The following is a 23450-nucleotide window of genomic DNA, read 5'->3' as shown; positions in this document are numbered from 1 at the left end:
CCCGTGTACCTGTCCCACCTCACCGTCGCGGACTTCCGGTCCTACCGCTGGGCCGACCTGGAGCTGACGCCGGGATCCACGGTGCTGCTCGGGGCCAACGGGGTGGGCAAGACCAACCTCGTGGAGGCGATCGGCTACCTCGGCGCCCAGCAGTCCCACCGGGTCAGCTCGGACGCGCAGCTCGTGCGCTTCGGCCGGGACCGGGCCCGGATCGCCGGACGCGTGCACCGCGGATCGCGCGCCGTCGCCCTCGAGCTGGAGATCCTGCCGGGCCGGTCCAACCGGGTGGCCATCAACCGCGGCGCCCCCGTGCGGGCGAAGGAGGGCCTCGGGATCCTGCGCACCGTGGTCTTCGCCCCGGAGGACCTGAGCCTCGTGACGGGGGAGCCCGGTGGCCGCCGTCGTCTCCTCGACCAGCTCATGGTGCAGCTGCGTCCGGCCCTCGGCGAGGCCGCCGCCGACTACGAACGCGTGCTGCGCCAGCGCAACGCCCTGCTCAAGTCGAGCCGCGGCTCTCGCCGCTGGGGCCCCGAGGAGGACGCGACCCTCGCCGTCTGGGACGAGCACCTCTGCGCCGCCGGCGCCCGCCTGCTCCACGGCCGCCTGCACGTGCTGCGCCTCCTGGCCCGCCCCCTCCAGGAGATGTACGCCGCGCTGACCAACGGCTCCAAGGCCGCGGCCTACGCCTACGAGTCCACCGTCCCGCTGGCCCGCGGCACCCACGCGGAGGTCCCGGCCGTGGCGGACCTGGCCGCGGACATGCGCCGGACGCTCGAGTCCCAGCGGGAGGAGGAGCGGGCACGGTCGCTCACCCTGGTGGGCCCGCACCGGGACGAGCTCGCCCTCTTCCTGGGCCCGGCGCCCGCGCGCGGCTACGCCTCCCACGGGGAGACGTGGTCGCTGGCGCTCGCCCTGCGCATGGCGGCCTACGACGTGCTCGTGGCCGACGACCCGGACCCCGACGCCCGCCCCGTCCTGATCCTGGACGACGTGTTCGCGGAGCTCGACGCCGCCCGTCGCCGCCGCCTCGCCGCGCTCGTGCACCGGGCCGAGCAGGTGATCGTCACGGCCGCCGCGCTCGAGGACGTCCCCGAGGAGCTCACGGCCCACCGCGTGCTCATCCGCCAGGACGCGGAGGGCTCCGAGGCCGTGGCCGCCGCGGCCCCCGTGGAGGGGGACATCCGCGAGCCCCGGCGCGAGGGCGGCGCCGATGGCTGAGACCCCCGCCCCGTTCGAGCCGGACCGGCCGGACCTGGCGCTCGTGCAGCTGCGCCGGGTCCGCGAGGCCGCCCGGGAGCGGGGCGAGGCGCCGCTGCGGGCGCGGGGGACGGGCGCGGGCCTGGCCGGGGCCATGGCGGGCACGACGTCGGCCGGCCGGGAGCGGCAGGACCGTCGGCGCCCGTTCGGGGGTGCGGACCGGGACCCGGCCACGGTGTCCACCGTGTTCGGCCGGCTCATCCGCGACCGCGGCTGGTCCACCCCCGTGGCGGTCGGCTCCGTGCTCACCCGCTGGGCCGAGCTGGTGGGGCCGGAGATCGCGCTGCACTGCCGCCCGGAGAGCTTCGAGGACTCCGTGGTGCGGGTCCGGACGAGCTCCACCGCGTGGGCCACGCAGCTGCGCCTGATGAGCCCCGTGCTCCTGCAGCGCTTCGACGAGGCGCTCGGGCCCGGCGTCGTGACCCGCATTGAGGTGGCGGGGCCCCAGGCCCCGAGCTGGCGCATGGGCCCGCGCACCGTGCGCGGCGGCCGCGGGCCGCGCGACACCTACGGCTGAGTTCGCGACCATCCGCGCGGCGCCCGACGACGACCCGAACGCGGCGAGGCCATGGGCGCCGCTCTGGCGCGGTCACAGGGTCGGTGACGGCCCGGGAGGCATGGGCGGTCTCCTGCGCGCGTCCTGAGCCGTGTCCCTGGCCGCTGAGCGGGTGTTCTCCCGTGGCGGACCCCCGTCGATGCGGGTCCTCGGGGTGTCAGGCGGTACACTGGGACCAGTGAAAGGGGGCCGGCCGTCGTCCGGCCCCCGCCCCCGTGGATCTGCGGGAGCGTGTCGCGTGCCGGTTATGTCCGGGCGGCGTCGCGCGCCTGCGCGCGGGTCGACCCTGCCGCCGACGTCCGAGGAAGTGAGCCACCCGTGGTTGACGCCATGCCCGAGAACCCCGCGGAGGAGCCGACCGCCGCGTCGGCCGCGCCGAACCCGGAGGCCGTGCCGGACGCCGTCGGGCAGCCCGAGGCCCCGGTGAAGGACCGGAAGGTGCCCGGTGAGTACGGCGCCAGCGCCATCACCGTGCTCGAGGGCCTCGAGGCCGTCCGCAAGCGCCCCGGCATGTACATCGGCTCCACCGGCCCGCGGGGCCTGCACCACCTCGTGTACGAGGTCGTGGACAACTCCGTGGACGAGGCGCTGGCCGGCTACGCCACCGGCATCGACGTCACGCTGCAGGCCGACGGCGGCGTGCGCGTGGCGGACGACGGCCGCGGCATCCCCGTGGACCTGCACCCCACCGAGGGGAGGCCGACCGTCGAGGTCGTCATGACGATCCTGCACGCCGGCGGCAAGTTCGGCGGCGGCGGCTACGCCGTCTCGGGCGGCCTGCACGGCGTGGGCATCTCCGTGGTCAACGCGCTCTCCCGCCGCGTGGACACCGAGGTCCGCCGTCAGGGGCACGCGTGGCGCATGTCCTTCGCGGACGGCGGCGTGCCCCAGGGCGAGCTGGTGAAGGGGGAGGCCACGGACGCCACGGGCACCGTGCAGACGTTCTACCCGGACGCGGAGATCTTCGACTCGATCGAGTTCGACTACGAGACCCTGCGCGCCCGCTTCCAGCAGATGGCCTTCCTCAACAAGGGCCTGCGCATCACCCTCACGGACGAGCGCGTCCAGGAGTCCAACGAGGTCGTCGACGACGAGATCGCGGGCGAGGGCGCCGCCGGTGAGGACGTCGCGGAGAACGGCCTGGCGGAGGAGGCGGAGCAGGAGCCCCAGCGCCGCTCCGTCACCTACCTGTACGAGAACGGCCTGCTCGACTACGTCCAGCACCTCAACTCCGCCAAGAAGGTCGAGTACGTCCACGACGACGTCATCGCCTTCGAGGCCGAGGACGTCTCGGACGGCCGCTCCATGGCCGTCGAGGTGGCCATGCAGTGGACCTCCGCCTACTCGGAGTCCGTGCACACCTACGCGAACACGATCAACACCCACGAGGGCGGCACCCACGAGGAGGGCTTCCGCGCCGCGCTGACCTCCCTGGTCAACCGCTACGCGCGGGAGAAGGAGATCCTCAAGCCCAAGGAGGACAACCTCACGGGCGAGGACATCCGCGAGGGCCTGACCGCCGTGATCTCCGTGAAGCTCTCCGAGCCGCAGTTCGAGGGCCAGACCAAGACCAAGCTCGGCAACTCCGAGGCCCGCGGGTTCGTGTCCAAGGCGGTCACGGACCACCTCGGCGACTGGTTCGAGCGCAATCCGGGCCCGGCCAAGGAGATCATCCGCAAGGCCATCATGGCCTCGCACGCCCGCCTGGCCGCCCGCAAGGCCCGGGACAACGCGCGCCGCAAGTCCCCGCTGGAGTCCTTCGGCATGCCCGGCAAGCTGGCCGACTGCTCCTCGAAGGACCCCGAGCGCTGCGAGGTGTACATCGTGGAGGGCGACTCCGCCGGCGGCTCGGCCAAGCAGGGCCGCAACCCGGAGACGCAGGCCATCCTGCCGCTGCGCGGCAAGATCCTGAACGTGGAGCGCGCCCGCCTGGACAAGGCCCTCGGCAACGCCGAGATCCAGTCGATGATCACGGCGTTCGGCACCAACATCGGCGAGGAGTTCGACATCTCCAAGCTGCGGTACCACAAGATCGTGCTCATGGCGGATGCGGACGTGGACGGCCAGCACATCACCACGCTGCTGCTGACCGTCCTGTTCCGGTACATGCGCCCGCTCATCGAGGCCGGCCACGTGTTCCTCGCGCAGCCGCCGCTGTACCGCATCAAGTGGTCCAACGCCCCGCACGACTACGTGTTCTCGGACGAGGAGCGCGACGCCGCCGTCGAGGCCGGCCTGGCCAAGGGCTGGCGCTACCCCAAGGACAACGGCGTGCAGCGCTACAAGGGCCTGGGCGAGATGAACTACCAGGAGCTCTGGGACACCACCATGGATCCGGAGCACCGCACCCTGCTGCAGGTGACCATGGAGGACGCCGCCGCCGCGGACGCCGTCTTCTCCATGCTCATGGGCGAGGACGTGGAGTCCCGCCGCACCTTCATCCAGCAGAACGCCAAGGAGATCCGCTTCCTGGACGTCTGAGCCGGACCCGCAGACCTGCCTGAGCCGACCACCCTCCCCGCCGTCGCGGGGAGCACGAGAGGACCCGCGTGAGCGACGAGACCACCCCCCAGACCCCGGACGAGCCCGTCGAGGGCGCCCCGACCCCGCAGACCGGCCTGGACATCGAGGTGGAGCACTACGTGCTCCCCGAGGGCGCCGCCGACAAGGTCGAGCCCGTCGACCTCGAGTCGGAGATGAAGCGCTCGTACCTGGACTACGCGATGGCCGTGATCGTCGGCCGCGCGCTGCCGGACGTGCGCGACGGCCTCAAGCCCGTGCACCGTCGCGTGCTCTACGCGATGTACGACGGCGGCTACCGCCCGGACCGCGCGTTCAACAAGTCCGCCCGCGTGGTGGGCGACGTGATGGGCAACTACCACCCGCACGGCGACACCGCGATCTACGACGCCCTCGTGCGCCTCATCCAGGACTGGGTCCAGCGCTACCCGCTGGCGCTCGGCCAGGGCAACTTCGGCTCCCCGGGCAACGACGGCGCGGCCGCCCAGCGCTACACCGAGACCAAGATGGCCCCGCTGGCCATGGAGATGGTCCGGGACATCGACGAGGACACCGTCGACATGCAGGACAACTACGACGGCAAGCAGCAGGAGCCCGTCGTCCTGCCCGCCCGGTACCCGAACCTGCTGGTCAACGGCTCCTCGGGCATCGCCGTCGGCATGGCCACGAACATCCCGCCGCACAACATGCGCGAGGTGGCCGCGGGCGTGCAGTGGTACCTCGAGCACCCCGAGGCCACCCGCGAGGAGCTGCTCGAGGCGCTCCTGGCCCGCGTGCACGGCCCCGACTTCCCCACGGGCGCCCAGATCCTGGGCCGCAAGGGCATCGAGGAGGTCTACCGGACCGGCCGCGGCCCCATCACCATGCGCGCCGTGGTCAACGTGGAGGAGATCCAGGGCCGCACGTGCCTCGTGGTCACCGAGCTGCCCTACATGACCAACCCGGACAACCTGGCCGCGAAGATCGCGGAGATGGTGCGGGACGGCAAGATCAGCGGCATCGCGGACATGCGCGACGAGACCTCCGGCCGCACCGGCCAGCGCCTGGTGATCGTGCTCAAGCGCGACGCCGTCGCCAAGGTGGTGCTGAACAACCTCTACAAGCACACCGAGCTGCAGTCGAACTTCTCGGCCAACATGCTCGCGCTCGTGGACGGCGTGCCGCGCACCCTGTCCCTGGACGGCTTCGTGCACCACTGGGTGAAGCACCAGATCGACGTGATCGTGCGCCGCACCGCGTTCCGCAAGCGCAAGGCCGAGGAGCGCGCGCACATCCTGCGCGGCCTGCTCAAGGCCCTGGACATGCTGGACGAGGTCATCGCGACCATCCGCCGCTCGGCCTCGGCGGACGTGGCCCGCGAGGCCCTCAAGGAGCTCCTGGACATCGACGACGTCCAGGCCCAGGCCATCCTGCAGATGCAGCTGCGCCAGCTCGCCGCCCTGGAGTCCCAGAAGATCCAGGACGAGTACGACGACCTCATGGCGAAGATCGCCGAGTACAACCGGATCCTGGAGTCCCCGCAGCGTCAGCGCGAGGTGATCTCCGAGGAGCTCGCCGAGATCGTGGCCAAGCACGGCGACGACCGCCGCACCGAGATCATGGCCGGCTTCGACGGCGACATGTCCATCGAGGACCTGATCCCCGAGGAGGAGATGGTCGTCTCCATCACCCGCGGCGGCTACGTCAAGCGCACCCGGATCGACCAGTACCGGTCCCAGGCGCGCGGTGGCAAGGGCGTGCGCGGGGCGACGCTGCGCGGCGACGACGTCGTCGAGCACTTCCTCACCGTGTCCACGCACCACTGGCTGCTGTTCTTCACGAACTTCGGCCGCGTGTACCGGATCAAGACGTACGAGCTGCTCGAGGCCGGCCGCGACGCGAAGGGCCAGCACGTGGCCAACCTGCTCGCGTTCCAGCCGGACGAGCGGATCGCCCAGATCCAGCCGCTCGTGGACTACGGCCGGGCCCCGTACCTCGTGCTCGCCACGCGCGGCGGCCTCGTGAAGAAGACGCCGCTGCTGGACTACGACACGAACCGCACCGCCGGCCTGATCGCCATCAAGCTGCGCGAGGGGGACGAGCTGGTCTCGGCCCGCGTGGTCTCGCCCGACGACGACCTCATCCTGATCTCGCACAAGGGCCAGTCCCTGCGGTTCACCGCCACGGACGAGGCGCTGCGTCCCATGGGCCGCGCGACCTCGGGCGTGACGGGCATGAAGTTCCGCGACGACGACTCCCTGCTGACGATGGACGTGGTGGAGGAGGACGGCTACGTCTTCACCGTCACGGACGGCGGCTTCGCCAAGCGCACCCACGTGGACGAGTACCGCCTGCAGAACCGCGGCGGCCTCGGCATCAAGGTCGCCAAGCTCGTGGACGACCGCGGCGAGCTCGCCGGCGGTCTCGTGGTGCGCGAGGACCAGGAGGTCCTCGTGGTGATGGCCTCGGGCAAGGTGGTGCGCTCCGCCGTCGCCGGTGTGCCGGCCAAGGGCCGCGACACGATGGGCGTGATCTTCGCCAAGCCGGACAAGCGGGACCGGATCGTCGCCGTCACCCTGAACAACGAGCAGGAGATGGAGGCGAAGGCGGACGCCGAGGCCGAGGCGGGGCCGGATGTACCCTTGGACGCAGACATCGACCCGACCGACCCCGTAGCCGCACCGGAGGACGCCCTGACGCAGGACGCCGGTGAGGGTGCAGACGGAGGAGAGCAGTGAGCACGTCCGCGTCGTCGCGTCCCGGCCAGGGGCGGAGCACCGGGAAGGCCGCCGAGCCGCGGTCCGGCCGTCCGGTGCGCAAGGCCAGCGGGTCCTCGCAGGAGGACCTGGTCCGCGCCGTCCCGAAGGCCAAGGTGCGCCGCGCCCGCCTGGTGCTGACCCGGGTGGACCCGTGGTCCGTGCTGAAGCTGGCGTTCCTGCTCTCGGTGGCGCTGGGCATCCTCACGGTGGTGGCGGCGGTGGCGCTGTACTCGCTGTCCGACGTCCTCGGGATCTTCGACAGGGTCAACGACGTGATCGGCACCGTGCTCGGCTCCGAGGCCGGGCGCTACACCGTGGCGTCCCTGGCCCCGCTGAGCACCGTGACCTCGCTGGCCACCGTGCTGGCCGTGGTCAACGTCATCCTGCTGACCGCCCTGGCCACCGTGGCCGCGCTGCTCTACAACCTCTGCGCGAGCCTCGTGGGCGGCCTCGGCGTCACGCTGACGGACGACTGAGCAGACCCTCGACGACGCCCCGCGCGGATTTGCGCGGGGCGTCGGCGTTCCTGTACAGTCATCTCCTGTTGTGAACGGCGTCAGCCGTGAGCGACGGTGAGGGCGTATAGCTCAGGCGGTTAGAGCGCTTCGCTGATAACGAAGAGGTCCCAAGTTCAAGTCTTGGTACGCCCACTCCCACCACACAGAGCCCCGGTCCGCTGGGGCTCCGTTCGTCTCCGGAGGTCTTCCCATGGGTCGACTGGCACGCGTGGCCCTCGTGGTCGGCGCCGCGGCAGCCGCCTACGGGGCGCGTCTCTGGCGGGAGAACAGTGCGGGGAAGGACGTCTGGGCCACGGCCACGGACGACCTGCCGGAGGACGCCGACGGCGTCGAGCCGGCACCGGAGGACTGACCGGTCCTCACGGGGGCATGGCGCAATTGGTAGCGCACCTGCTTTGCAAGCAGGGGGTTAGGGGTTCGAGTCCCCTTGCCTCCACCGAAGAAGGGCCCGGGAGTCGTGAGACTCCCGGGCCCTTTCGTATGCCCAGGGTGGCCGCCGGCGCCGGCACCGTGGGCAGAAACCGGCGACCCGGGGGCTCCTGGGGCACAAACTGCAGGACTTCGGGCCCCGTGGGCAGAAGAGAGGGCGTTTCTGCCCACGGAGGGACGGGGATGGCCTGCCCCGAACCCCCGCCGCCGGACCCGCCCACCGCGCCCGTGGCCGTCGCGTGTGGTGTTGGATGGTCCGGTGAACACCACCATCGACACCCCGTCCCCCGACCGACCCGCCCCTGGGCAGGGCACCCCGGCCTACGCCCGGGTGCCCGCGAGCTACTACGACATCTTCGTGGGCGTCTTCATCGCCCTCCTGATCCTCTCCGGCGTCACCGCGGCCAAGCTCTTCTACGGCCCCACCGTCCCGGTCATCTCGGACCTCTTCTACGACGGCGGTCCCCTCATCTTCGACGGCGGCGCCTTCCTGTTCCCGTTCGCGTACATCGTCGGCGACATCCTCGCCGAGGTGTACGGCTGGCGCCGGGCCCGCCGCGCCATCGTCCTCGGCTTCGCGATGCTCGTGCTCGCCGCCCTCACCTACACGGTGGTCTCCTGGACCACGCCCGTCGATGGCTTCGAGGTCTGGGACCAGGCCCTCGCCCCGATGCTCCGGATCACCGTGGCCGGCGTCGTCGCGTTCCTCGTGGGCTCCCTGCTCAACGCGTCCATCGTGGTCCGCCTCAAGGAGCGCATGAAGGAACGGCACGTGGCGTTCCGGCTCATCCTCTCCACCGTGGTCGGCCAGTTCTTCGACACCCTGATCTTCTGCACCATCGCCTACGCCGGCACCATCTCGCTGCTGGAACTGGCGAACTACACGGTGACCGGCTTCGGGTACAAGACGCTCGTGGAGATCCTCATCGTGCCGGTGACCCTGCTCGTCATCCGGGCCCTCAAGCGCCGGGAGCCCACCTACCGGGCACCCGGCTTCGAGATCCACCGCGACGACGATCCCGCCCTCGCCCCGGCCGCGTCCCGCTGACCCGCACGGGCCCCGGCGTCGGCCGCGCCGGGGCCCGTCCGTCGCGCGCACCCCGACCACCGACTACCGTCGGTGCCATGGGCAAGGACCTCTTCGAGCACGAGCAGCAGCAGACCCTCAGCCGCGAGCAGGCCGCCGCACGCCTGCGCGACCTCGCCGACCAGCTCTCCCGGCAGAACGAGGTGCGGATCGAGCACGGCGGCCGCGACGTCGTCGTCACCGTCCCGGACCGCGTGGGCCTCGAGGTGGAGCTCGAAGTCGAGGACGACGGCGACGCCGAGCTGGAGATCACCCTCAGCTGGTGACCGGCCCCGGGTCGGCCGCCCGGGGCCGCCTCCCCGCGCCTCAGAACGTCCAGGCTTCCCCGGGGGCCAGACGCCGGTAGTCGGTCACACCCTCGGCGAGACCCGAGAGCACCCTGTCCACCACGCCCTTGCCGTCCTCGCTGAGGATGCCGTCGTGGATGGGGCGGGTGTGCGTCGCCGCGATGGCCCGCATCTGGTCCACCACGTCCGCGATGCGCAGCCACGGCGCCGCGGCGGGCAGCAGGAGCACCTCGACGTCGGCGTCCGGCACCGTGAACGAGTCGCCGGGGTGCAGCACGGCCCCGTCCACGAGGTAGGACACGTTGACCGGGCGCGGCACCTCGGCGTGGATCACCGCGTGCTCCCCGCCGAGCACCTCCACCCGGAAGCCGGCGGCCTCGAACGTCTCCCCGGGGACGGCCGTGTGCACGTGCCCGGCATCGAGCCCCGCCTCCGCCAGCGGCCCCGTGAGGTCCCGTGGCGCCCACACGTGCGCGTCTGTGCCGGCCACAGCCCTGACCAGTTGCTCGGGGACCACGTGGTCCGGGTGGCCGTGCGTCACGAGGACGGCGTCCGCGCCGTCCAGGACCGCCGCGTCGCTGAACGCGCCGGGGTCGAACGCGAGGCGCCGGCCGGCCTTCTCGAGGCGGACGGCCGAGTGGCCGAAGAGGGTCAGGGTCGTGCTCATGCAGATCACTCCTCCGCCCGGCGTCGGGATCCCGGGCGCTCCCAGCCTCCCGCGCGCTCCCGGCGGTGGACAAGGCCCGCGCCCCGTTCGACGGCGGCCCACCGGCTCCCGCCCCGACCTGCGCCCGGACGCGCGCCGGCCCGCGCCCCCTCGGTCCTGCCGAGGATGCGCGGGCCGGTCGCCGTCCGCTGCGCGCTCAGAGCGCGGGGGAGCGGGTCAGCGCTGCTGCCCGGGCTGGACGCCCAGCACCTTCGCGTTGGCGGCGGCCACCGGGTCCGGCGTGGCGGTGTCCACCCGCACGCCCTGACCCGCCGCGGCCGAGCCGGCCTCGGCCACGACCTTCTGCTGCTGGGCGTAGGGGTTGTTGGCCTCCACCACCGGGATGTTCGCGGTGATCGGGCCCGGCACCGGGGCGGTCCACGGATCCTGCACCGGCTTGGTCAGGCGCCACAGGGCGAAGCCGGCGCCGGCGGCGGCGGCCGCCATGCCCGCGACGATCCAGGCGCGGCCGCCCGAGCGGGAGGCCCGGCGACCGGCGGCACGGTTCAGGTCCTTCTCGGCGGCGCCGGCGTACTGCTCGGCGCCCTGGCGCAGGCGCTTCACGATCGCCTTGTCCCCGGTGAGCTTGATCAGGGCCTGCTCCAGGGCGTCCGGGACCTCGACGTCGTGGGCGGTCTTGCGGGCGTGCGCGGCGCCGTCGGCCAGGCGGGCGGCGGCCACGGGGAGGACCTCCTCCTTGCGGCGCTGGGCGTAGTCGCCGGCGTCGGCCAGGCGGGCCTGCACCTGCGGGGCCACCTTCCCGCCCTGCTCCTGCAGCGCGGACAGACCCGTGGCGAGGAGGCCGGCGAGGGTCAGGCCGCCCGCCGCGGCGGCGTCCTTGGCCTGGCCGGCACGGTCGCTGAACAGGGCGGCGGACCGCTGCGCGTCCTTGCGGGCGCCCTTGGCGGCCTTCTTCGCGTCCTTGCGCAGGCCCTGGGCGGCCTGGCGGCCGTCCCGGCGCAGCTGCTTGGCCTTGCGGCCCCCACGACGGCGGCCCTTCTTCGCGGCCTTCTCGGCGTCCTTGCGCGCCGCGGCGAACTGCTGCTGCACGTCGTGGCCGGCGTCCTGCGCCTGGGCCTGCAGGTGCTCGAGGAAGTCCTGGACGGTGTCCACGCCCTTGGCGACGGCGGGGGCCAGCAGCCCGTACTGGTGCGCCACGGCCTCGCCGGCCTTGCGCGCCCCGCGCTCGACCACGGGGCCGTACTCCTTCTTGGCGTCCTGGGCCTTGCGGCGGCCCTCCTCGGCCGCGGCGGAGCCGCCGATCAGCCCGTAGGCCGCGGCCACCTCGCCCCAGGCACGGGTGGACTCCACCTTCGGGGCGGCCCAGTGGCGCAGGTTCTCCGCCTGGCGTGCGACGAACGCGTTCGTGCCGCCGTCGTGCTGGATCTCGTCGTGCAGGGTCGTGCGAGCCATGTGATGCCTCCCGTGGGTTCTGGATGGTCGTTGAACGCGGTGGTCCTCGAGGCCCAGCCTAGTGGCCGACCCCCGCCGTGGCACGGGTCCCGGCACGCCGGGAGTGCGTACGCCGATCGCGGAAGATCCCGACCCCGGACGGCGGGATCCGGACGGCCCGCCGCCGCGGATGGAACAATGGGGCGCATGGCGAACAAGACGCACACCGCGACCATCCACACGAACCACGGCGACATCGTCGTCGAGCTGTTCGGCAACCACGCCCCGAAGACCGTGAAGAACTTCGTGGGCCTCGCCACCGGCGAGCAGGAGTGGACCCACCCGCAGACCGGTGAGAAGAACAACGGCGCCCCGCTGTACTCCGGCACCGTGTTCCACCGCATCATCAAGGACTTCATGATCCAGGGCGGCGACCCGCTCGGCATGGGCATCGGCGGCCCCGGCTACCAGTTCGGCGACGAGATCCACCCCGAGCTGCAGTTCGACCGCCCCTACCTGCTGGCCATGGCCAACGCCGGCCCCGGCACCAACGGCTCGCAGTTCTTCATCACCTCCGTGCCCACCGGCTGGCTCAACGGCAAGCACACCATCTTCGGCGAGGTGAAGGACGAGGCCTCCCAGAAGGTCGTGGACGAGCTCAACGCCGTCGCCACCGATCCCCGTGACCGCCCGCTCGAGGACGTCGTCATCGAGTCCATCGACATCGACGAGGCCTGAGCAGCCCCTCGGTGAGCACCACCCCCTCTGACCCGCACGGCCCGGACTCCGCGGACGGCACACCCCCGGTGTGCCCGCGGCATCCGGGCCGTGCCGCGTATGTGCGCTGCGCCGTCTGCCGGCGCCCCGCGTGCCTCGACTGCCAGCGTCCCGGCTCCGCGGCCGGACCGGTCTGCGTGGACTGTGCGTCCGGCGTCGTGGCCGGCCCTGCTCCGACGGTGGCTCCCGCCGGCGCCGCCGCGTCGGTCCCGGTCCGACGGCGGACGGGCTTCGCCGCCTCGCCCGTCACCTGGATCCTGCTGGCGGTCACGGCGGTGGTCTACGCGGCGCAGTGGCTGACCCGGGACCAGGCGTCCGGCGTGACCGAGGCGCTCTGGTACGCCGGGCTCTACACGTCCCCGTACGGCATGGAGCCGTGGCGGATGGCCTCCTACGCGCTCGTGCACGACGTCTCCGGTCCCACGCACCTGCTGCTGAACATGCTCGCGCTGTGGGTGATCGGGCGCGTGCTCGAGCCCGCGCTGGGCTGGTGGCGGTTCCTCGCTCTCTACGTGCTCTCCGCCGTGGGCGGCGCGGTGTTCGCGCTGTGGGTCTCGGACCCGCTGCAGCCCGTCGTCGGGGCGTCCGGCGCCGTGTACGGCATGTTCGCGGCCCTGTTCCTGCTCACCCGGGTGCGGGGCGGCCAGGTGCGCTCGATCGCCGTGCTGATCGGCCTGAACCTCGTGTTCTCGTTCCTGTTGCCCGGGGTGGCCTGGCAGGTGCACGTGGGCGGGCTGCTGACGGGCGCCGTCGTCGCCGTCGTGTTCTCCCTGGCCGGCGGGCTGCGGCCCGGCCGCGCGCGCGTGCCGTCCGTGGGCGCCCAGGCAGCCGGCCTCGTGGTCGTGGCGGCGGCGCTGGCGGCGCTCACGGTGCTCGGCGCCGCACGGGTCACGGTGGCCGGCCTGCTCGGCTAGACCGTCGTCCCCGACCGTCCCCGGAGTTCTCCACAGCCGGGTGTGCACTTCTTCCCACAGGGGTGTCCACACCTGTGGACAACTCCGGGGACAACTCGTCTCCGGGCGGGATCGTGCGGATCGGCCATCCACAGGGTTGTCCACCGCTGTGGAGAACTACACGCGTGTCATTCGCTCCAGCGGGACATCATCAGGAACCCGACGAGCGCGATGCCGAAGCCCACGAGGATGTTCCAGCCGCCGATCTGCACGATCGGGAAGAGGCCCTGGGTCAGGTAGTAGACGATGATCCAGAGCAGGCCGAGGATCAGCAGGCCGAACATCACGACCTTGTACCCGGGGGAGAGGGGCTTCGGACCCGGGTCCACGTCCCCGAGGTCCGTCCGCACGGCGGAGCGGCTGCGGCGCGCGGCCTCGAGCTCCTCGCGCTTCCGACGGGCCGAGTCCTTGCGCTTGCCGGCGGGTGCTGCCACGGGTCTTCTCCTCGGGTGGGGGGTGGTGGGCGCCCCCACCGGCGGGGACCGGGGCGGGGACGGTATCCTGCTGACCTGCCCAGGACCGGGGTCAGCGACGTGCCCGGCCAGTCTATGCACCCCGCTCCCACGCGGCGGGGAGGAAAGAGCGCCCCCGTGCAGAGCCCCGAGGTCTCCGTCCTCGTCGTCGACAACTACGACAGCTTCGTCTACACCCTGGTGGGCTACCTCGAGCAGCTCGGGGCCCGCACCACCGTGATCCGCAACGACGAGGTCACCCCCGCCCGCGCCCTCGAGCTCGCGGCCGAGCACACGGCGGTGCTCATCTCGCCCGGGCCGGGCGCGCCCGCCGACGCCGGTGTCTCCCTCGACCTCATCCGCTCCGCCGCCGACGGCGGCCGTCCGCTCTTCGGGGTGTGCCTGGGGCACCAGGCCATCGCGGAGGCGTTCGGCGCCACCGTGACGCACGCGGAATCCCTCATGCACGGCAAGACGTCTCTGGTCCGCCGCGGCGAGCACCCCATGTTCGAGGGCGTCCCCTCGCCGTTCACCGCCACCCGCTACCACTCGCTGGCCGCCGTGCGGCCCACCGTGGACGAGGCGGTCCTGGAGATCACCGCCGAGACCGAGGACGGCGTCGTGATGGGACTGGCCCACCGCACCGCGCCCCTGTGGGGCGTGCAGTTCCACCCCGAGTCCGTGCTCACCGAGGGCGGCTACCGGATGCTCGGCAACTGGCTCGAGTCCGTGGGGCTCTCCGGGGCCGCCGAGCGCGGCGGCCGGCTCTCGCCCCTCGTCCGCCAGGACTGACCGGCCCCGGGGCCCGGTTCGCGGGTCCGACGGCGCCCCGTCCGCTCAGGTGGACGGCGGCGGATCGATCGAGGGCTCGGGCTCCGGCGTCAGCGTCGGCAGCGGGTCCACCGGCGTCGCGGTGGACGAGGTGCTCGGCGACTGCTCGGTCGGCTCCGACGAGGTCGACGGGGCCGCCGACGTCGGCGCCGGGCTCTGCGTCGGTGACGGCGTCGCGGTCGTCGTCGGCTCGGGGCTGGGCGTGGCCGAGGCGGACGGCGAGGGCGAGGGTTCCGCGCTCGCGGAGGGCTCGGGGCTCTCCGACGGCGGGGGGCTCGGTGACGCGGACGCCGACGGCGTGGGCTCGGGCGCCTCGCTGGACGGCGGCGCCGGCTCGGAGGGCTCGGCCGTGGGCGCGATCCATGAGGACGCCGTCAGGGTCAGGGAGGAACGGTTGTCCACGCGGACGCCGGCGGGCGGATCCTGGGCCACGACCGTTCCGGTGTCCGTGGTCGCGCCGTCCTCGTCCTGGATCCGCACGCGCAGCTCGGGGGCGCTCAGCGCCAGCTGACGCCGCGCGTCCGGAGCGCTCATCCCCACCACATCCGGCACGTCGACCATGCCGCTGGACAGGTGCAGCACCACGGAGGAGCCGGGCGGCACGTGCGTGCCCATCGCGGGGTCGGTGCGGGCGAGCAGCCCGCGTTCGAGTCGGCCGTCGTCCTGGTACTGCACGGAGGAGACACGCAGGCCCAGCCGTTCCAGCTCGCGGCGGGCCGCGTCCTCGGACAGCCCGTGCAGGGAGTCGGACAGCGCGATGCCCTCCTCGCCGCGGGACACCCGGATCCGCACCTCGGCCCCGCGGGGCACCTCCGTGCCCGTCGGCGGGTCGCTCTGGGTGACGGTCCCGTCCGGGGCGTCGGCCATGTACGCGGACGAGACGACGGCCACCAGACCTGCGTCCTCGAGCGCCGCGACCGCCTCGTCCTGCTGCAGCCCCACCACCGCGGGCACCTCCGCGGTGGTGGGCAGAGCCGCCGCGAGCCACGGCGCCAGGACCAGGGCCAGCGCGATCAGGACCGCGCCGGCCGCCAGGAGCGTGCGCCGGCGGAGGCGCCGGCGGACGCGACGGTGCGTGGCCGTCGCTGGCGCCGGCGTGTCCCCTTGCGGTTCGGGCCGGGGCGTCGCGACCGCACCGGGCATCACCGGCTGGCCGACCGTCACCGGGCGGGGGCCGTCCATGGCGGCGGCGGCGGCAAGCTGCGCGGCGGAGGCGGCGCCGAGCAGTCCCGCACCCGCCACGGCATGGTTCGCCGCCTGGGGCTGTGCGGCGTCCGGCTCGGCCGGGACGGAGGGCGTCGGCCGGGTCAGCGGGACCGCGGCCGTCGGCACATCGGCCCCGTGCTCCGCGGCCGCGGCGCCCAGCACCGCGCCGACGAGGGCGGGAGGGACGGCATCGAGCGGCGGGGTGTGACGGCCGGGGCCGGCGTGCGGATCCGCGGCGGCCTCCTCGAGGGCCGCGAGGAACGCGGCGCCCGTGGGGAACCGGTCCTCCGGATCCTTGCGCAGGGCGCGCAGCACCACGGGGTCGAACGCGGGCGGCAGGTCGGGGTCGACGTCGGAGGGTGCCGGCGGCTCCTCGCGCACGTGCTGGTAGGCCACGGCCAGCGGCGTGTCACCCGTGAAGGGGGGTCGGCCCGTGAGCAGCTCGAACAGCAGGCAGCCGGCCGCGTAGAGGTCGGCGCGGCCGTCCACGGTGCGGCCCGTCGCCTGCTCCGGAGCCAGGTAGAGGGCCGTGCCCACCACGGCCTGGGTCTGCGACGTGGTGGCGGAGGTGTCGGCCAGCGCATGGGCGATCCCGAAGTCCATCACCTTCACGGCGCCCGTCTCCGTGACCATGACGTTCGCGGGCTTCACATCGCGGTGGACGATGCCCTCCTCGTGCGCGTGCTCGAGCGCTTCCAGTACGCCCCGGGTCCAGGCCACGGCACGGTCCGTGCCCACGGCGCCCTCGGCGTGCAGGATCTCCCGCAGCGTCCGGCCGGAGACGAGCTCCATCACCAGGAACGGGCAGTCCACCGGATGGAGGCCGTCCTCGAGGGAGACCTCGCCCGTGTCGTACACGGAGACGATCGAGGGGTGGTTCAGGGAGGCCGCCGAGCGTGCCTCCTTGCGGAAGCGCGCCTGGAAGTGCGGATCGCGCGCCAGGTCCCGGCGCATCAGCTTGACCGCCACCGGGCGGTGCAGCCGCAGGTCCTCGCCGCGGAAGACGTCCGCCATGCCGCCGCGCCCGATCAGCTCACCGATCCGGTACCGCCCGTTCAGGATCCTCTGCTCATCCACAGACACGTCCGCGTGCCCGTCCCGCCCGCTGCTCAAGCGGAGGGCGTGGCGTCGGCGGACGAGGCCTCCGCACCACGCGCGTCAGCGGACGGGTCGGTGGTGGGCTGGCCCGTCGGCGCCGTGGACTCCCCGGAGGACTCCGTCGTCGGATCCCCCGTGGGTGTCGTCGGCTCCTCGGTCGGCTCCGGCATGGGCTCCGGGTCGGCGGTGGCCGTCGGGGATTCGGCGGTGGGGGACGGGCTGGGCTCGTCCGAGGCCGACGGGCTCGGCTCGCTGCTCGGCTCCTCCGACGCGCTGGGCTCCGGCTCCGAGGCGGGCTGGGAGGCCTCGCGGGTCGGCGCGGCGTCGGACCCGCCGGTGGCCACTATCAGCTGCACGTGCGTGTCATAGCGGTGACGCTCGCCCTCGCCGGGCACCACGCGCACCACCTCGCCGTCGGCGCCGTCGGCGGACGGGTCGTCCACCCGGTCCACGGTGAAGCCGCGGTCGCGCAGCGTCTGGATCGCGCTGTCCACGGGCTGGCCCACGAGACCCTCCGGGATGACGCCCTCCCCGGTGGAGACGGCCAGCGTGACGGTCTCACCGCGCTGCAGCGCCCCCACGGGGTTGATCTCCTCGACGGTGCCCTCCGGGCTCTGCGCGTCGCGGTCCTCCTCGCGCACCGCCAGGCCGAGGCCCTCGAGCTCGGCGCGCACCTCGCTCACGGGGCGACCCTTGTACGCCTCCGGGTCCACGTTCACGGACGACTCCTCCTGCGAGGTCGCCGGCGCCGAGCCGCCGTCGCCGCGGCCACCCGTGAGCAGCGGCCACAGCAGCGCCCCCAACAGGGCGAACACCACGAGACCGAGCAGCGCCCACAGCGGCCAGGGGTTGGCGCGTCGCCGGCGGGCGGGCGCGGAGCCGCCCCCGGCGGGCGGGCCCGGGTCCACGACGTCGCCCGGGCGGGTCTGCTGGTCGCGCACGGCGGCGATCTCGTGGTCGCGCGTGCTCGCGCTCACGGCGGCGCCGGCCGCACCGGCCGCGCCCACGGCCGCCGCACCGGCGGCGCCGGGGCCGCGGGCGTCGTCGTCGGTGCGGGGCTGGGCCGCGGTCACCGGCAGCGCCGCGGTGGCGGGGGAGCCGTCTGTCCGGGTGCCCTCGGCGCGGGGATGGGTGGTGCGCATGCCGTCGTAGTCCAGGGGAGCGGTCTCGGCGCCCGAGGGGTCGGCCACGCCCTGCTCCTCGAGGAAGACGGCCAGGCCGGGCACGGCCTCCACGGCGCCGCGGGTGTCCTTGCGACGCAGCGCGTCGGCGGCCTCCGAGAGCGCGGTCGCGTCCGAGGGCCGCTCCTTGGGGTCCTTCGAGAGCATGCACATGATCAGGGCGCGCACCGGGGCCGGGACGGTGTCCGGCAGGGGCGGCGGGGTGTCGTTGACCTGGGCGAGGGCGATCGCGATCTGGGACTCGCCCGTGAACGGGCGATGCCCGGCGAGGGCCTCGTAGCCGATGATGCCCAGCGAGTAGAGGTCGGAGGAGCCGGTGGCCTGCTGCCCCGTGGCCTGTTCGGGCGCGAGGTACTGGGCGGTGCCCATCACCTGGCCGGTGGCCGTGAGCGGGACCTGGTCCGCCAGGCGCGCGATGCCGAAGTCCGTCACCTTCACCCGGCCGGTGGGCGTGATCATGAGGTTGCCGGGCTTGACGTCGCGGTGCACGAGCCCCTGGGCGTGGGCAGCCGAGAGCGCGGCCGCCGTCTGCGCGATGATCCGCAGGGTCCGCTCGGGGGAGAGCACCTTCTCCTTCTCGAGGATGGAGGACAGTGGCTGGCCCGGCACGAGCTCCATGACGAGGTAGGCGGAGCCCTTCTCCTCGCCGTAGTCGTAGACGTTGGCGACGCCGGGGTGGTTCAGCAGCGCGGTGTGCTGGGCCTCCGCCCGGAAGCGGCGCAGGAAGTTGGGGTCACCCGTGTACTCCTCCTTGAGGATCTTCACGGCGGTGATCCGGCCCAGGACCTTGTCCCGGGCCTTCCACACCTCGCCCATGCCGCCGATCGCGATGCGATCGGTCAGCTGGTACCTGCCCCCGAGGGTGATGCCCGATGTCGGCCTCATTCCGTGACCACCGCTTCCATGATTGCCTTCATGCCACTGACGACTGTCTGATGTCCAACCCCCGGCGGCTCGTCCTCCACCACGATCGTCACGGCCGCCCGGGGGTTCTCGCTCGCGTCGAAGCCGGTGATCCAGGAGTGCACGTTGCCCGTGTCCCCGACCTCGGCCGTGCCCGACTTCGCCGCGATCCGCACCGTGTCCGACTGCACGGATCCCAGGATGCCGTCCTCCACCGCCGAGACCATCATGTCCGAGACCTGCCCGGCCACCTCGGGGGTCGTGGCCCGGCCGCGCTCACGGGGGCTGAACTCCTGCACCGTGGTGAGGTCCGAACGGCGGACCGCCTTGATCAGCTGCGGCTCCATGACCACGCCGTCGTTCGCGATGCCGGCGGCCACCATGGCCATCTGCAGCGCGGTGGCCTGCACGTCCCGCTGGCCGATCGAGGACTGCGCCAGCGCGGCGTCGTCCAGGTCGGAGGGGAACACGGAGCCGGTCACGGGCAGCGGGTAGTCGAAGGAGTCGTTGAAGCCGAACCGCTCGGCGACCTCCCGGATCCGGTCCTGGCCCAGCTCGACGGCGGCCATGGCGAACGGCGTGTTGCAGGACTGCGCCAGCGCCCACGTGAGGGTCTGACGCCCCACGGTGTTGCACGGTGAGCCGTCGTAGTTGGGCAGCTCCGTGGTCGTGCCGGGCAGCGTCCACGCGGCGGGGATGTCCACCGTCCCGTCCGGGGTGTAGTCACCGGACTCGAGCATGGCCACCGCGTCGATCAGCTTGAACGTGGAGCCGGGGGACACGAGCTGCTCCGCGGCGCGGTTGCGGTACGCGCTGGCACCGGGGATCTGGTCGATCGCGGCCATGGCCGCCTGCGCCTCGGCCGGGCTGTGCGAGGAGAGCGCGTTGGAGTCGAAGCTCGGCTTCGACACCATGGCCAGGATCTCGCCTGTCGTCGGGTCCGTGACCACGGCGGAGGCGCGCACGCCGTCCGGGAGCGCGTCGTACGCCAGGCGCTGCAGCTCGGGGTCGATCGTCAGCTCCACCTGGTCGCCCTCAGGCGTGGCACCCGTGATGATCTCCATGGCGCGGTCCACGAACTGGGACGTGGGGGTGCCGGAGAGCTGCTCGTTCATGGCCGCCTCCAGCCCGTCGGTGCCGTAGGTGAGCGAATAGAAGCCCGTGAGCGGGGCGTACAGCTCGGGCTCGTGGTAGACGCGCTGGTAGTGGTACGCGTCGTCGGAGGGGACGGACTCGGCAATCGGCTCGCCGTCCACGAGGATCGGCCCGCGCGGGGCGCCGAACTCCAGGAACATCTGCCGCGAGTTCAGGGCGTGCGTCTTGAGCTGGTCCGCGGCCAGCACCTGGATGACGGACGCGGCCAGCGCGAGCACCAGGATCATGGCCGCCATGACGGTCCACGTGCGTCGGATCGCCTCGTTCACCGCTCCTCACCTCCTCCCGGGGGCACGGCCGCCGCCGGGAGCGCCGTGCCGGGGTCGAGGTGGCCGGCGCCGGGCCCGGACGCGTTGACCATCCCGTCCACGACCACGGGACGGCGGGCGGCGTTCGAGATGCGCAGCACGAGCCCCACGATGATCCAGTTGGCCAGCAGCGACGAGCCGCCGGCGGCGAGGAACGGCGTCGTGAGGCCGGTGAGCGGCAGCACGAGGGTCACGCCGCCCATCACCACGAACACCTGCCACGCCATGGTGAAGGCCAGGCCGGAGGCGAGCACCTTGCCGAACGCGTCGCGCACGCCGAGGGCGGCGCGCATCATGCGGGTGACGAGCAGGAGGTACAGGACGAGCACGGCGGCCAGGCCCACGAAGCCGAGCTCCTCGCCGATGGCCGTGAGGATCATGTCCGAGAAGGACAGCGGCACCTGGGTGGGGTTGCCCGCGCCCAGGCCGGTGCCCATCAGCCCGCCTGAGGCCATCGCGAACAGGCCCTGGACCACCTGGTAGGAGCCGCCGAAGTCGCGATGGTAGATCTCGGGGTCGAAGGCCCTCAGCCAGATCTCGAACCTGGCGGTCACGTGCGGCATGAACAGGAACGCCAGCGCCGCGCCGAAGGCGATCAGGCCCAGGCCGAGGAGGATCCAGGAGGCGCGGGACGTGGCGATGTAGAGCATCGCCATGAACATGCCGAAGAACAGCAGGGCCGAGCCCAGGTCGCGCTGGAACACGAGCACGCCGAGCGCCAGGAGCCAGCCGGCCAGCAACGGGCCGAGGTCCCGGGCGCGGGGGAAGGTCACCGGGCCCACGCGGCGGCCGGCCAGCAGGATCAGGTCGCGGTTCGCGGAGAGGTAGCCGGCGAAGAAGATGGCCAGCGTGATCTTGGCGATCTCACCGGGCTGGAAGGTGCCGAATCCGACGTCGATCCAGATCCGCGCCCCGTACATGCTCAGGCCCAGCCCGGGCACGAGCGGCAGGAGCAGCAGCACGCCGGACGCGACGAGGAACAGGTAGGGCCAGCGCCGCAGCACCCGATGGTCGCGCACCAGGAACACCAGGGCGGAGGCCACCAGGACGGCCAGGACGGACCACACGAGCTGCGAGGTGGGGTTGGCCATCGCGGCGTCCTGGCTCAGCCGGTGGATCATGGCCAGGCCCAGCCCGTTGAGCAGGGCGGTGATCGGCAGCATGAACGGGTCCGCGTAGGGGGCGCGCAGCCGCAGGACCACGTGCAGCACCAGGGTGGCGGCCCCGAAGATGCCCAGCGGCACCCAGGCGGTGGAGTCCAGCGGGGCGTCCGTGCCGATCATGCCCAGCAGGTCCGCCCCCAGGGCGATGGCCAGGGCGGCCAGCAGCAGGACCAGTTCGATGTTCCGGCGCGGGCGTGCGGGGGAGATCACCTCGGTCACGGGGCCTCACCTCCCGTCGCGCTCGGGGACGATGCCGGGCTCGTCGGCGCGGCGGAGCCGGACGCGTCCGAGGGGCGGGCGGAGGACGACGACGGCGTCGTGCTCGGCCGGGCCCGCTCGGAGGGCTCACCGGCGGGGGCGGGGGCGTTCGGGTGCAGCGAGTCGCGCAGCTCGGCGACGATCTGCTCCGCGTGGTCCACGTCCCGGGCGGGCATGCCGGCGTTCACGCGGTCGCGTGCGTACGCGGGCAGCGCGTCCACCGGGAGGTCGGTCTGGCGGTCCACGTGGGACAGCTCGAGCGGGCCCAGCCGCTGGGAGACGCCCTTGAACACGGCGATCCGGCCGTCGTTGGCCCCCACGTAGTACTGCGTCTGGGTCCACAGGTAGCCCCACACGGCCACGGCCGCGAGGGTGAGGGCGAGCAGCGTGGTGAATACGGGGATGAACCAGCCGCGACGGTACTGCACCGGGCGGTCGTCCTTCCCACGCCGCCGACGCGCGGCCCTGGCCTCGGAGCCGCCGGCGGGCCCGGAGGTCGCCGGGGCCGGGGTGGGGGCCGTGGCCGACGCCTCGGCGGCCTCGTCGGACGGCTGGTCGGCAGCGGTGGCGGCCGGTGTGGCGGCGGAGGAGGAGCCGACGGCGGCCGCGGTGCCGCGCGGCGCGGCGGGCGGGGCGGACGGGTCCGGGCGCGCGGCGACGTCGGGATCCGGCCCGTCCGTGAGGACGGCCGCGGTGCGCCGGGGACGGTTCTCCGGCACGGGCGTCTCGCCGAGCAGGGCAGCGGCGCGGCGGCGCGTGGAGCTGCGGGTGACCACGGGGATGCGATCGGTCCTCACAGCGTTGGAGGCCGCGCCGACGAGCAGGTGAGGCCGTGCGTCCAGGTCCTCGCGCAGCAGCAGGCCGGAGACCGGGCCGACCTCGGGCGGGTGGGCCGCGGCGAGGGCCTGCTCGGACAGGTGGACGTCCGGGACGGGGGCCAGCTCCTCCGCCGTGCCCTCCGCGATCTCGAACGCCACCACGGTGACGTTGTCCGGGGCGCCGCCCTTGAGGGTCAGGTCCACGAGGGTGTCGACGGCCTGGTTGAGAGCCTCCGAGTCCCGCAGCACCTCGTGGATCTTCTCGGGGGAGACCACGTCCGTGAGGCCGTCCGAGCAGAACAGCCAGCGCTCTCCGGGGGCGACGGGCACCTCGAACACGTCCAGCTCGGGGGAGGCGTCCACGTCGCCGAGCACGCGCATGAGCACGTTCTTGTTCGGGTGGAACGGGGCCTCCCCGGCCTCGAGGCGCCCCTCGTCGACGAGCTTCTGCACGAACGTGTGGTCCGTGGTGACCTGGGAGAACTCGCCGTCCGCGAGCCGGTAGGCACGGGAGTCGCCGATGTGCGCGATGTGCAGCGTGGTCCCCGCGAGCAGGCCGGCGGTGCACGTGGTGCCCATGCCGGCGAGCTTGGGGTTGGCGTGCACCAGCTCGTTGAGGATCAGGTTGGCGTTCTGGATCTCGTCCGGCAGCACCGTGGCCGGGTCCTCGTAGCCCACCGCATCCAGCGGGGCCAGGTCCAGCACCGTGGACGCGCTTGCCACGTCGCCGCCCACGTGCCCGCCCATGCCGTCCGCGAGCACGGCCAGATGACGGCCCACGTAGGCGGAGTCGTCGTTCTTGGCACGGACGCGGCCGACGTCGGAGCGGGCGGCGTAGCGGAGGACGAGGGTCATGG

General features: G+C 73.2%; 19 protein-coding genes and 2 tRNA genes. 13 read left to right on the top strand and 8 right to left on the bottom strand.

The features are described 5' to 3' along the window. Positions 1-3: 3 nt before the first annotated feature. The 10 genes from recF to NR073_RS06885 all read left to right on the top strand — a co-directional run bounded on the left by recF (position 4) and on the right by NR073_RS06885 (position 9371). Positions 4-1218 carry a DNA replication/repair protein RecF gene (gene recF / locus NR073_RS06930; RefSeq protein ID WP_144861794.1) on the top strand — a complete coding sequence of 405 codons (1215 nt, stop codon included), beginning with the start codon at positions 4-6 and terminating at the stop codon, positions 1216-1218. Continuing rightward, the gene (locus tag NR073_RS06925; RefSeq protein WP_101967586.1) at positions 1211-1774 is read left to right on the top strand and encodes a DUF721 domain-containing protein; all 564 of its coding nucleotides are present in this window, start codon (positions 1211-1213) and stop codon (positions 1772-1774) included. Before recF ends, NR073_RS06925 begins: the two co-directional genes overlap by 8 nt. 369 nt (positions 1775-2143) lie before the next feature. Beyond that, positions 2144-4294 carry a DNA topoisomerase (ATP-hydrolyzing) subunit B gene (gene gyrB / locus NR073_RS06920; protein ID WP_256748695.1) on the top strand — a complete coding sequence of 717 codons (2151 nt, stop codon included), beginning with the start codon at positions 2144-2146 and terminating at the stop codon, positions 4292-4294. Between the two features lie 68 nt (positions 4295-4362). Then, positions 4363-7050 (top strand): DNA gyrase subunit A, encoded by a 2688-nt coding sequence (gene gyrA, locus NR073_RS06915; RefSeq protein ID WP_073117165.1) that lies wholly within the window; start codon positions 4363-4365, stop codon positions 7048-7050. Next, the gene (locus NR073_RS06910) at positions 7047-7547 is read left to right on the top strand and encodes a DUF3566 domain-containing protein (protein ID WP_010079768.1); all 501 of its coding nucleotides are present in this window, start codon (positions 7047-7049) and stop codon (positions 7545-7547) included. Before gyrA ends, NR073_RS06910 begins: the two co-directional genes overlap by 4 nt. 100 nt (positions 7548-7647) lie before the next feature. After that, positions 7648-7721, top strand: a tRNA-Ile gene (locus NR073_RS06905). Positions 7722-7779: 58 nt separating this feature from the next. Continuing rightward, positions 7780-7941 (top strand): hypothetical protein, encoded by a 162-nt coding sequence (locus NR073_RS06900; protein ID WP_010079767.1) that lies wholly within the window; start codon positions 7780-7782, stop codon positions 7939-7941. A gap of 11 nt (positions 7942-7952) precedes the next feature. Then, a tRNA-Ala gene (locus NR073_RS06895) sits at positions 7953-8025 on the top strand. A 252-nt stretch (positions 8026-8277) separates the two neighbouring features. Then, positions 8278-9066 (top strand): queuosine precursor transporter, encoded by a 789-nt coding sequence (locus NR073_RS06890; protein WP_256748694.1) that lies wholly within the window; start codon positions 8278-8280, stop codon positions 9064-9066. Between the two features lie 77 nt (positions 9067-9143). Beyond that, a complete protein-coding gene (locus tag NR073_RS06885; RefSeq protein ID WP_010079728.1) occupies positions 9144-9371 on the top strand; it encodes an amphi-Trp domain-containing protein in 228 nt (75 codons plus the stop codon). A gap of 40 nt (positions 9372-9411) precedes the next feature. Here NR073_RS06885 and NR073_RS06880 read toward each other — a convergent pair whose 3' ends face one another. Both NR073_RS06880 and NR073_RS06875 read right to left on the bottom strand, forming a co-directional pair. Beyond that, a complete protein-coding gene (locus NR073_RS06880; RefSeq protein WP_256748693.1) occupies positions 9412-10059 on the bottom strand; it encodes an MBL fold metallo-hydrolase in 648 nt (215 codons plus the stop codon). 216 nt (positions 10060-10275) lie between these two features. Continuing rightward, a complete protein-coding gene (locus NR073_RS06875) occupies positions 10276-11511 on the bottom strand; it encodes a hypothetical protein (RefSeq protein WP_256748692.1) in 1236 nt (411 codons plus the stop codon). Positions 11512-11697: 186 nt separating this feature from the next. Here NR073_RS06875 and NR073_RS06870 point away from each other — a divergent pair, with 186 nt between their 5' ends. Next, positions 11698-12228, top strand: coding sequence for a peptidylprolyl isomerase (locus NR073_RS06870; RefSeq protein ID WP_010079725.1), 531 nt, complete (start codon positions 11698-11700; stop codon positions 12226-12228). A gap of 11 nt (positions 12229-12239) precedes the next feature. After that, positions 12240-13181 carry a rhomboid family intramembrane serine protease gene (locus tag NR073_RS11350; RefSeq protein ID WP_256748691.1) on the top strand — a complete coding sequence of 314 codons (942 nt, stop codon included), beginning with the start codon at positions 12240-12242 and terminating at the stop codon, positions 13179-13181. A 167-nt stretch (positions 13182-13348) separates the two neighbouring features. Here the strand turns inward: NR073_RS11350 and NR073_RS06860 are convergent, their stop codons facing one another. Then, positions 13349-13654 (bottom strand): cell division protein CrgA, encoded by a 306-nt coding sequence (locus NR073_RS06860; protein ID WP_060973757.1) that lies wholly within the window; start codon positions 13652-13654, stop codon positions 13349-13351. Between the two features lie 156 nt (positions 13655-13810). Here NR073_RS06860 and NR073_RS06855 point away from each other — a divergent pair, with 156 nt between their 5' ends. Next, entirely contained in the window at positions 13811-14464 is a 654-nt protein-coding gene (locus NR073_RS06855; protein ID WP_036337278.1) for an aminodeoxychorismate/anthranilate synthase component II, read from the top strand. 45 nt (positions 14465-14509) lie between these two features. Here the strand turns inward: NR073_RS06855 and pknB are convergent, their stop codons facing one another. Genes pknB through NR073_RS06830 form a run of 5 tightly spaced genes read right to left on the bottom strand, consistent with a single transcriptional unit; the run spans position 14510 to position 23448 of the window. Then, positions 14510-16786: a Stk1 family PASTA domain-containing Ser/Thr kinase gene (gene pknB, locus NR073_RS06850; RefSeq protein WP_069941251.1), complete on the bottom strand. Its 2277-nt coding sequence runs from the start codon at positions 16784-16786 to the stop codon at positions 14510-14512. A gap of 32 nt (positions 16787-16818) precedes the next feature. Continuing rightward, positions 16819-18873: a protein kinase gene (locus tag NR073_RS06845; RefSeq protein WP_256748690.1), complete on the bottom strand. Its 2055-nt coding sequence runs from the start codon at positions 18871-18873 to the stop codon at positions 16819-16821. Then, a complete protein-coding gene (locus NR073_RS06840) occupies positions 18870-20315 on the bottom strand; it encodes a penicillin-binding protein 2 (protein WP_036384638.1) in 1446 nt (481 codons plus the stop codon). The genes NR073_RS06845 and NR073_RS06840 overlap by 4 nt, the downstream gene beginning before the upstream one ends. After that, a complete protein-coding gene (locus tag NR073_RS06835; RefSeq protein WP_256748689.1) occupies positions 20312-21736 on the bottom strand; it encodes an FtsW/RodA/SpoVE family cell cycle protein in 1425 nt (474 codons plus the stop codon). Before NR073_RS06835 ends, NR073_RS06840 begins: the two co-directional genes overlap by 4 nt. Then, complete coding sequence (locus NR073_RS06830) at positions 21733-23448, bottom strand: PP2C family serine/threonine-protein phosphatase (protein ID WP_256748688.1); 1716 nt, start codon at positions 23446-23448, stop codon at positions 21733-21735. The genes NR073_RS06835 and NR073_RS06830 overlap by 4 nt, the downstream gene beginning before the upstream one ends. Between the last annotated feature and the right edge of the window lie 2 nt (positions 23449-23450).

This window comes from Micrococcus sp. Mcc28, from assembly GCF_024519775.1.
GTDB lineage: Bacteria > Actinomycetota > Actinomycetes > Actinomycetales > Micrococcaceae > Micrococcus > Micrococcus luteus.
This window is presented reverse-complemented; position numbering and strand designations above follow the sequence as displayed.